Genomic DNA, 13,354 nt, shown 5'->3' with positions numbered 1-13,354 from the left:
CATGCGTGGTCGACATCAACGCTTTTGCGTCGACCCGCGCACGATCAGTTGCGGCTCCGATGTCACGCACATGCGCGGCGCCTTCTGATGCGCACCATGCTTGCGCGCCGGCCGCTCGATCAGATCACGCAGCAGCGTCACGGCAAGTTCGGCGGCTTCGACAGTCGGCACGGCGACGGTCGTCAGCGGCGGGCGCGATTGCTGCGCGAGCTGGATGTCGGTGATGCCGACCACGGACAGATCGCGCGGCACGTTGCGCCCGAGATCGGCGGCGGCATGAATGGTACCGAGCGCGGGCAGGTCGTTCGTCGCGAAGATGGCTGTCATGTTCGCGTCGTGCTCCAGCAGATCGCGCGCGGCCGTATAGCCGCCTTGAATCGTATCGGGCGCGTAACGCACGTTTTTGGCGGGGACCTTCAGGCCCGCTTCGCGCATCGCATCGTTGAAGCCTTCGTAACGCGACGCGTGAATCCCCGAAGGCTTACTGCCGACAATCGCGCCGATGCGCCGATGACCCAGTTCGACCAGATGCTTCGCTGCCAGCCGGCCCGCAAGACGAAAGTCGACGGCGATGCACGGCAAGCCCGGCGGATCGTCGGGACGTTCCCACATGCACAGCACCACGGGCGCGCCGCGCGCCTGCGTCTTGTGCAGGTCGTCGAAGTCGAGATTGGCGTTCATCACGAGCACGCCTTCGGAGAGCGTGCCTGCGATCTGGTCGAGATACGCACGGCCCGCGTGCGGGTCCTCATTCGTGTTGCAGATGATGACGAAGTGGCCGCTCTTGCGCGCCTCGCGTTCGACAGCGAGCGCGAACTCGGGATAGAACGGATTCGCGATGCTCGACACCATCAGCGCGATCGTGGGCGCGCGGCCTTCGGCGAGCGCGCGTGCGGCAAGATGCGGACGATAGTTGAGCGCTTCGACGGCTTCGAGCACGCGCTGACGCGTCTGCTCGCCGACGCGTCCGCGATTGCGCAGCACGTTCGAGACCGTGGCCGACGTGACGCCAGCGTGCCGCGCGACTTCGCTGAGAGTAGACATGGTTTGCGTGTCTTCAATATATGGGACAGGCGTTCATCATTTGCATTGGCTACGAAGGCGGGGCACCATGCGCGAAACACCAGAACGATGATCGGAGACAGCGTTGACGGGCCCACGGCAAGGGTCAACGGAAAGGCCAGAGAGCCGCGGTCGCGATGCGATCGCGTTTTTTCGGCCATTCAGATTAAGCGCTTAATCTCCGCTTCGCGCTGATTAAATCACGGAGTCGAAGCGATGGCGAGCATTTCCTTGAAGGGCGTGCAGAAAGCGTATGGAGACAACGCGCCCGTGATCCGCGACGTCGATCTGGAGATCGGCGAGAACGAGTTTTGCGTGTTCCTCGGTCCGTCGGGCTGCGGCAAGTCCACGCTGCTGCGCATGATCGCAGGGCTCGAGGATGTGACGGACGGCGACCTGTCGATTGGCGAACGCATCGTCAACGACGTGCCTGCGGCCGAGCGCGGCGTCGCGATGGTGTTTCAGAGCTATGCGCTCTTTCCTCACATGAGCGTGTACGAGAACATGGCCTTCGGCCTGAAGCTCGCGAAGAAGCCGAAAGACGAAATCGACCGCAAGGTTCGCGAGGCCGCGCGCATCCTGCAACTGGAAGCGTTGCTCGATCGCAAGCCGCGTGCGTTGTCGGGCGGGCAGCGGCAACGCGTTGCGATTGGCCGTGCGATCGTGCGCGAGCCAGGCGTGTTTCTGTTCGACGAACCGCTTTCGAATCTCGACGCGACGCTGCGCGGCCAGACGCGCATCGAAATCGCGCGGCTGCATCGGCAATTCGCGTCGGCGAGCGTCGTCTATGTGACGCACGATCAGACGGAAGCGATGACGCTCGCCGACAAGATCGTGTTGCTGCATACGGGCAAGGACACTGAGCGCTACGGCAGCATCGCGCAGATCGGCGCGCCGCTCGAGTTGTATCACCGGCCCAGGAGCCGTTTCGTCGCGGGCTTCATCGGCTCGCCGCGCATGAATTTTCTGCCTGCAAGAGTCACGGCGATCGACGCGCAAGGCGCCGACGTCACGCTCGATCACACGAATGAAACCGTGCGCGTTCTCGTCGACGGCAGCACGCTGCAAGGCGCGCAGCCGGTGACGCTCGGCGTGCGCCCCGAACATCTCCGGCTCATCGCAGCCGATGTATCACGACGTGAGGCAACGCTCACGCGCACCGTTTCGCTCGTCGAGCATCTGGGCGAGCACAGCTACGCGCATCTGGAACAAGCGGGCGGCGATGTGCTGATCGCGAAAGTGCCCGGCAATGCCTGCATCGAGCAGGGCGAGCGCGCGGTATTCGAGGCGCCCGCCAACGCCTGCCATCTTTTCACCGATGACGGATTCGCCGTGAAGGCGCTCAACACCGTCGAACACTACGCATAAGGGACATGCGCATGCGCCTTGGAGTCTGCTATTACCCGGAGCACTGGCCGGAATCGATGTGGGAAGACGACGCGCGCCGTATGAAGGCGCTCGGCATCGAACAGGTGCGAATCGCGGAGTTCGCGTGGAGCCGTATCGAGCCCACGCCGGGCGAATACGATTGGGGCTGGCTCGATCGTGCCGTCGACGTGCTCGGCAATGCGGGCTTGCAGGTGGTCATGTGCACGCCGACGGCCACGCCGCCGAAGTGGTTGATCGACCGTCATCCCGACATTCTGCCCGTGGGCACCGATGGCCGGCCGCGCGCGTTCGGCTCGCGACGTCACTATGATTTTTCGTCGCCGTCGTATTTCGAGGCGTCGCGCAAGATCTGCACGGCTGTTGCGGAGCGTTATGGCAAGCATCCCGCTGTCGCTTATTGGCAGACGGATAACGAGTTCGGCTGTCACAACACGGTGGTCAGCTATTCGCCTGCTGCCGTCGCGCGTTTTCGCGTGTGGCTCAAGGAGCGCTATCAAACCATCGACGCGTTGAACCGTGCGTGGGGCACCGTGTTCTGGAGCATGGAGTACCGCAGCTTCGACGAAATCGACGCGCCCGTTGCGACGGTGACGGAGGCTCATCCGTCGCATCGTCTCGACTACCGGCGTTTCGCTTCCGATGAAGTCGCGCGCTACAACCGCATGCAGGTCGAGATCATTCGCGCGCATTCGCCGGGGCGGCCCGTCGCGCACAATTTCATGCAGCTCTTCACCGAGTTCGATCACTACAAGGTCGCGCGCGATCTCGATGTGGCGACGTGGGACAGCTATCCGCTCGGCGCGCTCGAAGAGCAGTGGTACGCGCCGGAGATCAAGGCGAAGTTTCTGCGCACGGGGCATCCCGATTTTGCGTCGTTCAATCACGACGTGTATCGCGGCATGTCGAAGCTGCCGTTCTGGGTGATGGAGCAGCAGCCCGGTCCCGTCAACTGGGCGCACTGGAATCCCGCGCCGCTGCCGGGCATGGTGCGTCTGTGGAGCTGGGAAGCGTTCGCGCACGGTGCGGGCTGCGTGTCGTACTTCAGATGGCGTCAGGCGCCGTTCGCGCAGGAGCAGATGCACGCGGGCCTGAACACGCCCGACAATCGGCTCGATATCGGCGGCAGCGAAGCGGCGAAGGTCGCGCAGGAGATCGCGCATGTGCTGTCGGCCGATACGGATGCGAACGCCGATGTGCGCAGCAAGATCGCGCTGATCTACGACTACGAAGCGAAGTGGCTGTTCGAGATTCATCCGCAGGGCGCGGATTTCCACTATCCGCGTTTTGCTTTTGAGTACTACTCGGCGTTGCGCTCGCTCGGTTTCGATGTCGACGTGGTTTCCGCCGATGCGCCACTCGACGGCTACGCGATGATCGTCGTGCCGCCTTTGCCCGTCGTGCCCGCCGACTTTGCGGCGCGGCTCGCGGCATCGGGTGCGCAGATCGTGCTCGGTCCGCGCACGGGCTCGAAGACACCCGATCTGCAGATTCCCGCGAACCTGCCGCCGGGCGCGCTCGCGTCCCTGCTGCCGATCCGCGTGTGGCGCGTCGAATCGATGCGGCCCAACGTGACGGAACCGGTGCGGCTCGACGGCACGGGCGATGCGCAGCGCGAAGGCTATGCGCGTCACTGGCGCGATCTGATCGATGCCGTCGATGAGCGCACGTTCGGCGTGCATGCACGTTTCGGCGACGGCCATCCCGCGTATGTGCAGCATGGTCGCGTTCATTATTTCGCGAGCCTGTTCGACGACCGTCTCACCGAGTCGCTGTTCGCGCGCATCGCGACGCAAGCCGGCCTCACGCCGACGCCGTGTGGAGACAGTGTGCGCATCAGCCGGCGCGGCAAGGTCACGTATGTCTTCAACTATGCAAACGAAAAGCACGTGATCGAAGGCGTCGATGCATCGCGCTTCGTGATCGGCTCGCGTGAAGTCGAGCCGCGAGGCGTAGCGGTTTATCGGACCGAGTAGGCAAGTGATCAGCACGTAAAAACCAGCATGCAAATGACAGGAGACGAAAGGATGACAACAAGCCAATTCAACCCTCGCAAGGCGTTCGCGACGATGGCCATCGCTGTCGCGGCGGCCGTGTCGTCGTTCGCCGCGACGACCACGGACGCGCAGGCGGGCACGATGACGATGAACATCGCGTTCAAGGGCGCAAGCCAGCGCGCGGTGTGGCAATCGGTGATCGACGACTTCAAGAAGGCGCACCCCGACATCGACGTGAAGGTGTCGTTCGTCGATGAAGAGGCGTACAAGGTGCAGTTGCCGGGCTGGCTGTCGACGGTCGCGCCAGATGTCGTCAACTGGCACAACGGCGAGCGGATGGCCTATTACGCGCGGCGCGGTCTGTTCGAAGATCTGAGCGGCGACTGGAAGAAGAACGGCTGGGACAGCATGTATGCGTCGACGAAGGAATCGTCGACGTACAACGGCAAGCAGTACGCGGCGCCGACCGTGTATTACTCGTGGGGCCTGTTCTATCGGAAGGACCTGTTCGAGAAGGCCGGCATCGCGTCCGAGCCGAAGACATGGGATCAGTTGATGGACGCGTGCAAGAAGCTGAAGGCCGCGGGCGTCACGCCGTTCGCAGTGGGCGGCCGCGATGCATGGACGCTCGCGGGCTGGTTCGATTATCTGGACCTGCGGCTGAACGGCAACGCGTTCCACCAGAAGCTGATGGCGGGTGAAGTGCCTTATACCGATCCGCGCGTGAAGAAGGTCTACACGACGTGGAAGCAGATGCTCGACGATCACGAGTTCATCGACAACTCGCTGTCCTACGATCTGGATGCGGTGCAGCCGTTCCTCTTCCAGGGCAAGGCGGCGATGATGCTGATGGGCACATTCATCACGGGCGGTTTCCCGGCGAGCGTGAAGCCGAACATGAGCTATTTCCAGTTCCCGATCATCGATTCCAACGTGCCGACTGCCGAGGACGGCCCCGTCGAGTCGCTGCACATTCCGGCGAAGGCCAAGAACAAGGCCGATGCGCACACGTTCCTCGCGTTCGTCGAATCGCCGGAGCAGGGCGCGAAGCTCGCGGCGGGTCTCGGCTCGCTGTCGGCGAACAGCAAGTCGCCGGAACCGGAAGATCCCATTTCGAAGATCGGCTTCCAGATTCTGTCGAACACGAAGGGCGGCATCGCGCAGTTCTACGATCGCGACATGACGAAGGAAATGGCCGACGAAGGGATGAAGGGCATGCAGCAGTTCGTCTCCGATCCGTCGAAGCTCGACGCGATTCTCGCGCAACTCGAACAGACGCGTAAGCGCATCTACAAGAAGTAAGGCGGATGCGCCGGGCGACGACTGCATGCGCATGTCGCCCGGCGCACGCAGCGAGTCTGCAGCCCGCCCGCATGAAGAGGAGCATTGTCGTGTCGCACTCCGTCACACGTCAGGACATCAACGCCGCGCCGCCTTCGCCGCAGGCCGCGCCTGCGCCCAGAGCGGCGGGCAGGCGGCGCGGTCCGTCGCCCTCCGCGCGTCGGCAGCGCAAGGCCGCGTTTCTGTTTCTCGCGCCCGCGTGCCTGATGGTCGCGGTGTACGTCGTCTGGCCGATCCTGTCGTCGATCTGGTTGAGCTTCTACAACTGGGACGGCATGACCGACAAGGCCTTCGTCGGACTCGCGAACTACATCGAGCTGTTTCAGGCGCCGACGTTCTACACCGCGTTGAAGAACAACCTGATCTGGCTCGTGCTGTTCCTGCTCGCGCCGCCGATGGGGCTCGCCGTCGCGCTCTATCTGAACCAGGCGGTGGCGGGCATACGCACCGTGAAGTCGCTGTTCTTTGCGCCGTTCGTGTTGTCGGGCGTTGTCGTCGGGCTGATCTTTTCGTGGTTCTACGATCCGACATTCGGCCTGCTCGCGATGATCCTCGGACATGGCGTGCCCGTGCTCGGCGATGCGCGCTACGCGACCTTCGGCATCATCTTCGCCGCGCTGTGGCCGCAAACGGCGTACTGCATGATTCTCTATCTGACGGGCCTCACGACGCTCAACAGCGAGCAGCTCGAAGCGGCGCGCATGGAAGGCGCGAAGGGCTGGTCGATGCTATGGCATGTGGTGCTGCCGCAATTGCGGCCCGTCACGTTCATGGCGATCGTCGTGACGGTGATCGGCGCGCTGCGCAGTTTCGATCTGATCTCGGTGATGACGGGCGGCGGCCCGTTCGAAAGTTCGACGGTGCTCGCGTATTACATGTACGACCAGGCGATCAAGTACTACCGCAATGGTTATTCGGCGTCGATTGCCGTCGTGCTGTTCGCGATCATGCTCGTGTACATCGTCTATCACCTGCGCCGCATGCTGCGCCATGAACAGTAAGGAGCAGACCATGTATCCGATGCCCGTTGCGAAATGGAAACCGCTCAACCGGCGCCTGTACAAGCTGTCATTGCCCATTGCGCTTTTGATCTGGCTGCTGCCGATGATCGCGGTGCTCATCACGTCGGTGCGCTCGACGGAGGAACTGAGCGAAGGCAATTACTGGGGCTGGCCGAAGCACATCGCTGTCTTCGACAACTACCGCGAAGCGCTCACCACATCGCCGATGCTGCATTACTTCTGGAATAGCGTGCTGATCACGGTGCCTTCAGTGATCGGTTCGATCGCGCTCGCGGCGATGGCGGGCTTCGCGCTGGCCATCTACCGGTTTCGCGGCAACACCACGCTCTTCGCGACGTTCGTGGCGGGCAACTTCGTGCCGATCCAGATACTGATGATTCCCGTGCGCGACCTGTCGCTGAGCCTCGGTCTCTTCAACACGCTGTACGCGTTGATCCTCTTTCATGTGTCGTTTCAGACGGGCTTTTGCGCGCTCTTTCTGCGCAACTTCATCAAGCAGCTGCCGTATGAACTGGTCGAGGCGGCGCGCATCGAAGGCGCGGGCGAATGGACAGTGTTCTTTCGCATCGTGTTGCCGTTGATTCGACCCGCGCTCGCCGCGCTGGCGATTCTCGTCTTCACGTTCGTCTGGAACGACTACTTCTGGGCGCTGTGCCTGACGCAAGGCGACGAGGCCGCGCCGATCACGGTGGGCGTCGCCGCGCTCAAAGGGCAATGGACGACGGCGTGGAATCTCGTGTCGGCGGGTTCGATTCTCGCTGCGCTGCCTTCCGTCGCGATGTTCTTCGCGATGCAGAAGCACTTCGTTGCGGGGCTTACGTTTGGCGCTACCAAGGGATAGTCCTGCGATCGCGATACGTCACTGCCCCGGTTGCGCAACCGGATGCACCCCTGCAAGCGGCGATCCATAACCGCCCGAGTGCGCATTGTTCGGCAGACCGTTCACGAGTTGCGCGCGCGGATCAATCGGATTCAGATTGAGTTCGCCCGCCTGCTGGTTGCCATGCGTCGGGTATTCGCTGCCGAGTGGCGCGGTGGACATCAGGCGCGTGTTGTTGATCGGCGAGTTCACGTCGTCGTAAGCAGAAAGCCCCTGTGCCTGTGATAGACCCGCGCTCAACGCTAGCGCGAGCGCTGTGGCGACATGAAGAGAAACGGCGGTCTTGTGCACGATGCGCTCCTTGGTCGATGACGCCGCGCTCATGCGAAGGGACTTGCCTCGCAAACTTCTCACGACGCGGTTCGCTTTAAACTATTGGCCATCGCATGCAGGAGTTCAAGGCAGCGAGCACGTCGTCGTGCAGGGCGCGTCGCGGTTTTGTTTCAGTTCGTCGCGACACCGCACTCAGACCTTTTCTCCCGCAATCTCGCCGACCGTGCGGCGCACGGCGCGCAGAATCTCGTTCGCAAGTTCCGGTCGCGCCTTCAGCACCGCACGCGAAGCGGCGATGCCGCCGATCAGCGCCGTCGTGATCGCAATCGCCTTTTCGCGCGCGTTGCCCTTCGCCTTGCGCGCGCGCAGATGTTTCTCGAACACGCCGACCATGTTCTCGATCCCTTCGCTGTAGCGCGCGCTGATCGTCTCGTCCTGCCGGCCGATCTCGCTCGCCGAGGCCGCCATCGCGCAGCCGTTGGCAATGTCGTCGCGCCTTTCCTCCGACAAATAACCGTCGAGCAACTCGCTGAGAGTCGGCATATGGCCGTTGCGCGGCGTCGTCATTCGCTCGTGACTGATCTGCACGCCGTACGCGAGCGCTTCCGCCGCGAGCGCCTCCTTCGACTTGAAGTGCGCGTAGAGCGCGCCGTGCGTGAGCCCCGTCGCCTTGCCGATCTCGGCCACGCCGACGCCGTCGATGCCCCGCTCGCGGATCAGCCGCGCGGCCGTCTCGACAAGGGCCGCGCGGTTCTGCGCCGCCTTTTCCCTGCTTACTTTCATGGCTGTTCCGTCCACACAACGATAGCGACGCAAAAGCCGGCGCGAAAAAGCGCTTGACACGCATTCATTGCGATCACTATCATTAATTTAAGATTGCAGTTGCAATTATAAAGCAGCTGCCGGCGGATGTCCGCCTCGATCTCTCAACTCTGGAGAATTGCAATGTCATTCGAAAACAAGGCGGCGCTCGTCACGGGCGGCAACAGCGGCATCGGTTTCGCGACGGCGCGGTTGCTGATCGCACAGGGCGCGCGCGTCGCGATCACGGGGCGCGACCAGGCGAAGCTCGACGAAGCCGCCGCCGAACTCGGCCCGAACGCACTGCCGATCCGCGCGGACGTGAACGATCCGAAGGCCATCGATGAAGTCATGAAGGTGATCGGCGCGAAGTTCGGCAAGCTCGACATCGTGTTCGCGAACGCGGGCGTGAGCGGCGCGACGCCCGTCGGCGGCACGACGGCGGAAAAGTTCGAATCGATCATGCGCACCAACGTCACGGCCGTGTTCCTGACGGTGCAGGCAGCCGTGCCGCTGATGGGCGAGGGCGGCGCGATCGTGCTGAACGGCTCGGTGATGCGCGAGATGGGGCGTCCGGGCGCGGCGGCTTATTCGGCTTCGAAGGCCGCGATCTCCGGCATGGCCCGCGTGCTCGCGTCGGAACTGGTGACGCGCGGGATTCGCGTGAACACCGTCATCCCGGGCGCGACGCGCACGCCGATCTGGACACGCGGCGACCGCGAGGGCGTGACGCTCGACGCCACCGAAGCCGCAATGAAGCCGATGATTCCGATGAACCGGCTCGCCGATGCTGAAGAAGTCGCGCGGGCGGCCGTGTTCCTCGCGTCGGATGCATCGTCGGGGATGACGGCGGCGGAGATCGTCGTCGATGGCGGCAACACGGGCGCGCCGATGGGTGCGCCGGTGTTTCGCGGATAAGCGCGCGAAGCGTTGAACGCAGACTTCCAGGCGCGAAGTTCGGATGCAAAAAAGGGCGATGCGCGGCCACGCGGCTACGCATCGCCCTCGTGATTGGAACGCGCGTCGTAGTGCGAACACAGCGCGAACACAGCGCGAATGCAGCGTTAATGCAGGGCGATTGCAGCGTTAGCCGAGCCCCGCCACGATAGCCGCGACGATCGACCCGAGCACCAGCACGGCGCCTATCGTTCTACGTTTGTTCAACTGCGTCCACAGCAGAACGCCCGTCAGCGACAGCAGGATCACGCCGCCTGCGAAGGTGTCGATCAGCAGCACCCAGCCGACGCTCAGGCCCACGCCCTTGTGCAGATTCGTGAGCGTCGCGAGGAGAGTATTGGCGCTGCGCTTGACGGTCACATAGTCGTTGCCGACCCAGTATTCCGCCGATGTGTTCTCGTTCGGCGTCGCAAACGAGACCTGCCAGCGCTCTGGCTGGATGGCCTTGCGATCGCCCCACGCGACGGGATGCGCCGGCTCCTTCTGCATGCGCCCGGGCTTGCCTGGCACCTTCAGCTCCTGCTTGAGCCATTTGGCGAGATCGCGCGGCGATTCGGGCGCGTGCTGCGGCAATTGAACCTGAAGCGACTCGACTTGCGGCTCGCCCGTCGATACGCGCAGCGGCCCCCCGCGATGATTCAACAGAAAGCCGCTCGTGCCCATCAGCAGACCGAGCGCGGCGCCCCACAAACCGACCCAGCTGTGCACCTTGCGCAGCCATTTGATGAACGTGACGCGGCGCGAGCCGGTGGGCGGCGTGCCGTTGCGTTGGCTCTTGCTCTCGCCATTGCCGCGCGTGACGGGATCGATGACGACGGTTTCGGGTGTATTCACAGGTCGCTCCAAGGGGGCAAGACAGCGTGCGGTCGCAACGGATCTGAACCGCTGCGCAAGCGAAACCGCGCCGTGGCCTGAGAGGCTTGCGACGGGTTTGGCGCTTCATACGGATGGGCCATCAGCGCAAGGACGCGATGGCATGGCTGGCTGGCCGCGTTGCCCATGAATGGGGCGCTGCAGTGGGCTGGCTTGACGATCGAACCGACGATCAGATTCGACGATCAGATGTGCGATCGGATTCTCGATCGAATGAGCGACCGTCTAAGGGTGCCTATGATTTCACGGCGTAGTGCATGCCGCAATCGCCGGGCGCGATTTACAACACCGTCAATGTTTCGACGGATTACGGCAAGCCGCGTGCGATGGCTTCAGCGCTCAACGCACGCCGAGCCGGTAGACGGTAGTGTGCCGGTAGTGCGCGCCGGGCCGTAGCACGACGGCATGCGCGTCCGGCATATTGATCTGGTTCGGAAACGCCCCTGTTTCGAGGCACAACGCCGCGTGCTTGCAGTACGTCCTGCCGTTGCGACCCTTCGCGCCGGCGAGAAAATTGCCCGTGTAGAACTGCATGCCCTGCGCGTTCGTCGATACGGTGAGTTCGCGGCCGCTCACGGGATCGTAGAGCACGGCGGCCTTGCGCAATGCGGCCGCATCGTCGCACAGCACGTAGCAATGATCGAAGCCCCCCGCGCGCGCAAGCTGCGCATCGGGCCAGTCGAGCCGCGCGCCGATGGGCGCGCCCGCGCGAAAGTCGAACACGCTGCCCGCCACGTCCTTTCGTTCGGTCGGGATCATCGCTTCGTCGACGGCGAAGAATGCGTCCGCATCGATCGAAATCACATGGCCGCGGATGTCTGAAGCATCGGCGAGCGCATCGCCGGACAGATAGAAGTACGCGTGATTCGTGAGGCTGATGGGCGTGGGTGCATCGGCTGTCGCATCGTAGTCGATGGTCAGCGCGCCGTCGTCGTCGAGCGCATAGCGGACCGTGGCCGACACGGCGCCCGGAAAGCCCGCGTCGCCTTCCGGCGATTCATGCGAGAGCACGAGCGCGCCGTCCAATTCGCGCGCCGTCCATAGCGCCTTGTGAAAGCCGCTTGCGCCGCCGTGCAGCAGATTGTCTCCTTCGTTGCGGTCCAGTTGATACGTGACGCCGTCGAGCGTAAAGCGCGCGTGCGCGATGCGGTTCGCCCAGCGGCCGATCGTCGAGCCGAAAAACCAGCGGCTCGCCAGATATTCGGCGGGCGTGTCGTGGCCGAGCAGCACGTCGGCGACGCGGCCCGCGCGGTCGGGCGCATGCCACGAGACGAGCGTCGCGCCGAAGTCGCTGATCGTCGCGCGCATGCCGTGCGCGTTGCGCAGCGTGAACAGACGAATGTCGCCGAGACCGGGCAACGTGCCCCAGCGCTCGATCTGCACGCTGGATGATGTGGAGGTGTCGGTGATTTGCATGTCGGCGTAATTCATGTCGGTCGCTCGTGAGACCCGAAGGTGAGGCGAAGGTAGAACCAGAGTGTGAGACCAGATTAAGGCATTTGCGACGATGACGCTGACGGCGCCTGCTGCGCGGCCTGCATGCGCTCCTGATACTCGCGCGGCGTGCAGTCGAGTTCGCGGCGAAACACGGCATACATGTATTGCAGCGAAGTGAAGCCGCAGCGTATTGCGACTTCGGCGCTCGACATGTCCTGCTGCGCGAGCAATTGCTTCGCGACATCGAGCTTGTGCTTGAGGATTTCCTGATGCACGGTGCAGCCGAGTTCGCGCCGGAAGTAATCTTCGAGCGACGAGCGCGACACGCCCACATAGTCGGCCACCTGATCCGTCTTGATGCCCTGGCACGCGTACTGGCGGATGTAGTGACGCGCGCGCATCACGTAGGGGCTTGCGAGCGGCTCATGCTTCGTCGATTCGCATACGTTGATGCCGACGGGCGGCACGAGAATGCGGCGTCCCGCAAAACGCGCGCCGCCCAGCATCTGGTGCAGCAGGTGCGCGGCCGTACGGCCCATTTCCTCCGTGCCCTGGATCACCGACGACAACGGAATGCGCGTGAGCGAGCGCGTCAGCGGATCGTTGTCGATGCCGATGATCGCCACCTGCTCGGGCACGGGAATGCCGCTGATCAGACACGCCTGCAACACCTGACGCGCGCGCGCATCCGTCACTGCGATGATGCCGACGGGCTTCGGCAGGCTTTGCAGCCACTCCGTCAGCTGCACGCTGGCCTGGTGCCAGACGGGCGCGCTCGTCGGCAGTCCGCGATGCACGTCGCATTCGAGTCCGTCCGCCTTCAGCAGCGCATTGAACACAAGCTCGCGTTCCTGGGACCAGCGGTTCGTCGGCGATTCGGGCAGGCTGTACAGCGCGAAGCGTTGCAGCCCCGCGCCGATCAGATGCTTGTACGCGAGCGACACCAGCTGCATGTTGTCGGTCGCGATGTACGGCAGGTTAGGCGGATACTTCGACGCGTCCTCATACGATCCGCCCACGGCGACGACGGGCAAACGGGAATTCGCCAATGCCTCGCAGACGGCGGGATCGTCGAAGTCCGCGATAAAGCCATCGCCTTCGAAGCACTCGATGCCGTTCAGTCGCGCGCGGAAATCTTCTTCGAGGAACAGGTCCCACGCGACGCGCGTCGACAGCAGGTAATTGCCGATCCCCGTGATGATCTCGCGGTCGTACACCTTGTTTGCATTGAAGAGCAATGCGATCCGGTGCGTGCGTTGAGCGGCGTGCTGTCGTGTCATCGGGGTTCCTGGCGCATGGTGCAGCGCGGCGCGCGCATTGCGTTG

12 protein-coding genes are annotated in these 13,354 nt (G+C 63.5%); 6 read left to right on the top strand and 6 right to left on the bottom strand.

The window, feature by feature from the left end; translation table 11 throughout:
• Positions 1–15 precede the first annotated feature (15 nt).
• Positions 16–1,044 (bottom strand): LacI family DNA-binding transcriptional regulator, encoded by a 1,029-nt coding sequence (locus AB4Y32_RS05700; protein WP_368720378.1) that lies wholly within the window; start codon positions 1,042–1,044, stop codon positions 16–18.
• Between the two features lie 234 nt (positions 1,045–1,278).
• On the opposite strand from AB4Y32_RS05700, the gene AB4Y32_RS05695 reads away from it, so the two are divergent.
• The 5 genes from AB4Y32_RS05695 to AB4Y32_RS05675 all read left to right on the top strand — a co-directional run bounded on the left by AB4Y32_RS05695 (position 1,279) and on the right by AB4Y32_RS05675 (position 7,649).
• Positions 1,279–2,430, top strand: coding sequence for an ABC transporter ATP-binding protein (locus tag AB4Y32_RS05695; protein WP_368720377.1), 1,152 nt, complete (start codon positions 1,279–1,281; stop codon positions 2,428–2,430).
• A gap of 11 nt (positions 2,431–2,441) precedes the next feature.
• Positions 2,442–4,424: a beta-galactosidase gene (locus AB4Y32_RS05690; protein ID WP_368720376.1), complete on the top strand. Its 1,983-nt coding sequence runs from the start codon at positions 2,442–2,444 to the stop codon at positions 4,422–4,424.
• 51 nt (positions 4,425–4,475) lie between these two features.
• A complete protein-coding gene (locus AB4Y32_RS05685; RefSeq protein WP_368720375.1) occupies positions 4,476–5,747 on the top strand; it encodes an ABC transporter substrate-binding protein in 1,272 nt (423 codons plus the stop codon).
• Positions 5,748–5,836: 89 nt separating this feature from the next.
• Positions 5,837–6,787: a carbohydrate ABC transporter permease gene (locus AB4Y32_RS05680; protein ID WP_368720556.1), complete on the top strand. Its 951-nt coding sequence runs from the start codon at positions 5,837–5,839 to the stop codon at positions 6,785–6,787.
• A 10-nt stretch (positions 6,788–6,797) separates the two neighbouring features.
• On the top strand, positions 6,798–7,649 hold the full coding sequence (locus AB4Y32_RS05675) for a carbohydrate ABC transporter permease (protein ID WP_368720374.1): 852 nt from the start codon (positions 6,798–6,800) through the stop codon (positions 7,647–7,649).
• Between the two features lie 18 nt (positions 7,650–7,667).
• Here the strand turns inward: AB4Y32_RS05675 and AB4Y32_RS05670 are convergent, their stop codons facing one another.
• Entirely contained in the window at positions 7,668–7,979 is a 312-nt protein-coding gene (locus tag AB4Y32_RS05670; RefSeq protein ID WP_368720373.1) for a hypothetical protein, read from the bottom strand.
• A 174-nt stretch (positions 7,980–8,153) separates the two neighbouring features.
• Positions 8,154–8,744 carry a TetR family transcriptional regulator gene (locus tag AB4Y32_RS05665; protein WP_368720372.1) on the bottom strand — a complete coding sequence of 197 codons (591 nt, stop codon included), beginning with the start codon at positions 8,742–8,744 and terminating at the stop codon, positions 8,154–8,156.
• A 162-nt stretch (positions 8,745–8,906) separates the two neighbouring features.
• On the opposite strand from AB4Y32_RS05665, the gene AB4Y32_RS05660 reads away from it, so the two are divergent.
• Complete coding sequence (locus AB4Y32_RS05660) at positions 8,907–9,680, top strand: SDR family NAD(P)-dependent oxidoreductase (RefSeq protein WP_368720371.1); 774 nt, start codon at positions 8,907–8,909, stop codon at positions 9,678–9,680.
• Positions 9,681–9,848: 168 nt separating this feature from the next.
• Here AB4Y32_RS05660 and AB4Y32_RS05655 read toward each other — a convergent pair whose 3' ends face one another.
• From AB4Y32_RS05655 to AB4Y32_RS05645, 3 genes are all read right to left on the bottom strand, one after another.
• Positions 9,849–10,553, bottom strand: coding sequence for a PepSY-associated TM helix domain-containing protein (locus tag AB4Y32_RS05655; protein ID WP_368720370.1), 705 nt, complete (start codon positions 10,551–10,553; stop codon positions 9,849–9,851).
• Positions 10,554–10,931: 378 nt separating this feature from the next.
• On the bottom strand, positions 10,932–12,023 hold the full coding sequence (locus AB4Y32_RS05650; protein WP_368720369.1) for an aldose epimerase family protein: 1,092 nt from the start codon (positions 12,021–12,023) through the stop codon (positions 10,932–10,934).
• Between the two features lie 59 nt (positions 12,024–12,082).
• On the bottom strand, positions 12,083–13,309 hold the full coding sequence (locus tag AB4Y32_RS05645; protein ID WP_368720368.1) for a XylR family transcriptional regulator: 1,227 nt from the start codon (positions 13,307–13,309) through the stop codon (positions 12,083–12,085).
• Positions 13,310–13,354 lie beyond the last annotated feature (45 nt).

The sequence above is a fragment of the Paraburkholderia phymatum genome, from assembly GCF_040965635.1.
GTDB classification, from domain to species: Bacteria; Pseudomonadota; Gammaproteobacteria; order Burkholderiales; family Burkholderiaceae; genus Paraburkholderia; species Paraburkholderia phymatum_B.
The sequence above is the reverse complement of the archived record's forward strand: the minus strand, read 5'-3'. Positions and strand labels throughout refer to the sequence as shown.

Bases quoted from the DNA above. Each gene is read 5' to 3' on its own strand.
- AB4Y32_RS05700 (WP_368720378.1), bottom strand. From the start codon at position 1,044: ATGTCTACTCTCAGCGAAGTCGCGCGGCACGCTGGCGTCACGTCGGCC.
- AB4Y32_RS05695 (WP_368720377.1), top strand. From the start codon at position 1,279: ATGGCGAGCATTTCCTTGAAGGGCGTGCAGAAAGCGTATGGAGACAAC.
- AB4Y32_RS05660 (WP_368720371.1), top strand. From the start codon at position 8,907: ATGTCATTCGAAAACAAGGCGGCGCTCGTCACGGGCGGCAACAGCGGC.
- AB4Y32_RS05675 (WP_368720374.1), top strand. From the start codon at position 6,798: ATGTATCCGATGCCCGTTGCGAAATGGAAACCGCTCAACCGGCGCCTG.
- AB4Y32_RS05690 (WP_368720376.1), top strand. From the start codon at position 2,442: ATGCGCCTTGGAGTCTGCTATTACCCGGAGCACTGGCCGGAATCGATG.
- AB4Y32_RS05650 (WP_368720369.1), bottom strand. From the start codon at position 12,023: ATGAATTACGCCGACATGCAAATCACCGACACCTCCACATCATCCAGC.
- AB4Y32_RS05665 (WP_368720372.1), bottom strand. From the start codon at position 8,744: ATGAAAGTAAGCAGGGAAAAGGCGGCGCAGAACCGCGCGGCCCTTGTC.
- AB4Y32_RS05685 (WP_368720375.1), top strand. From the start codon at position 4,476: ATGACAACAAGCCAATTCAACCCTCGCAAGGCGTTCGCGACGATGGCC.
- AB4Y32_RS05645 (WP_368720368.1), bottom strand. From the start codon at position 13,309: ATGACACGACAGCACGCCGCTCAACGCACGCACCGGATCGCATTGCTC.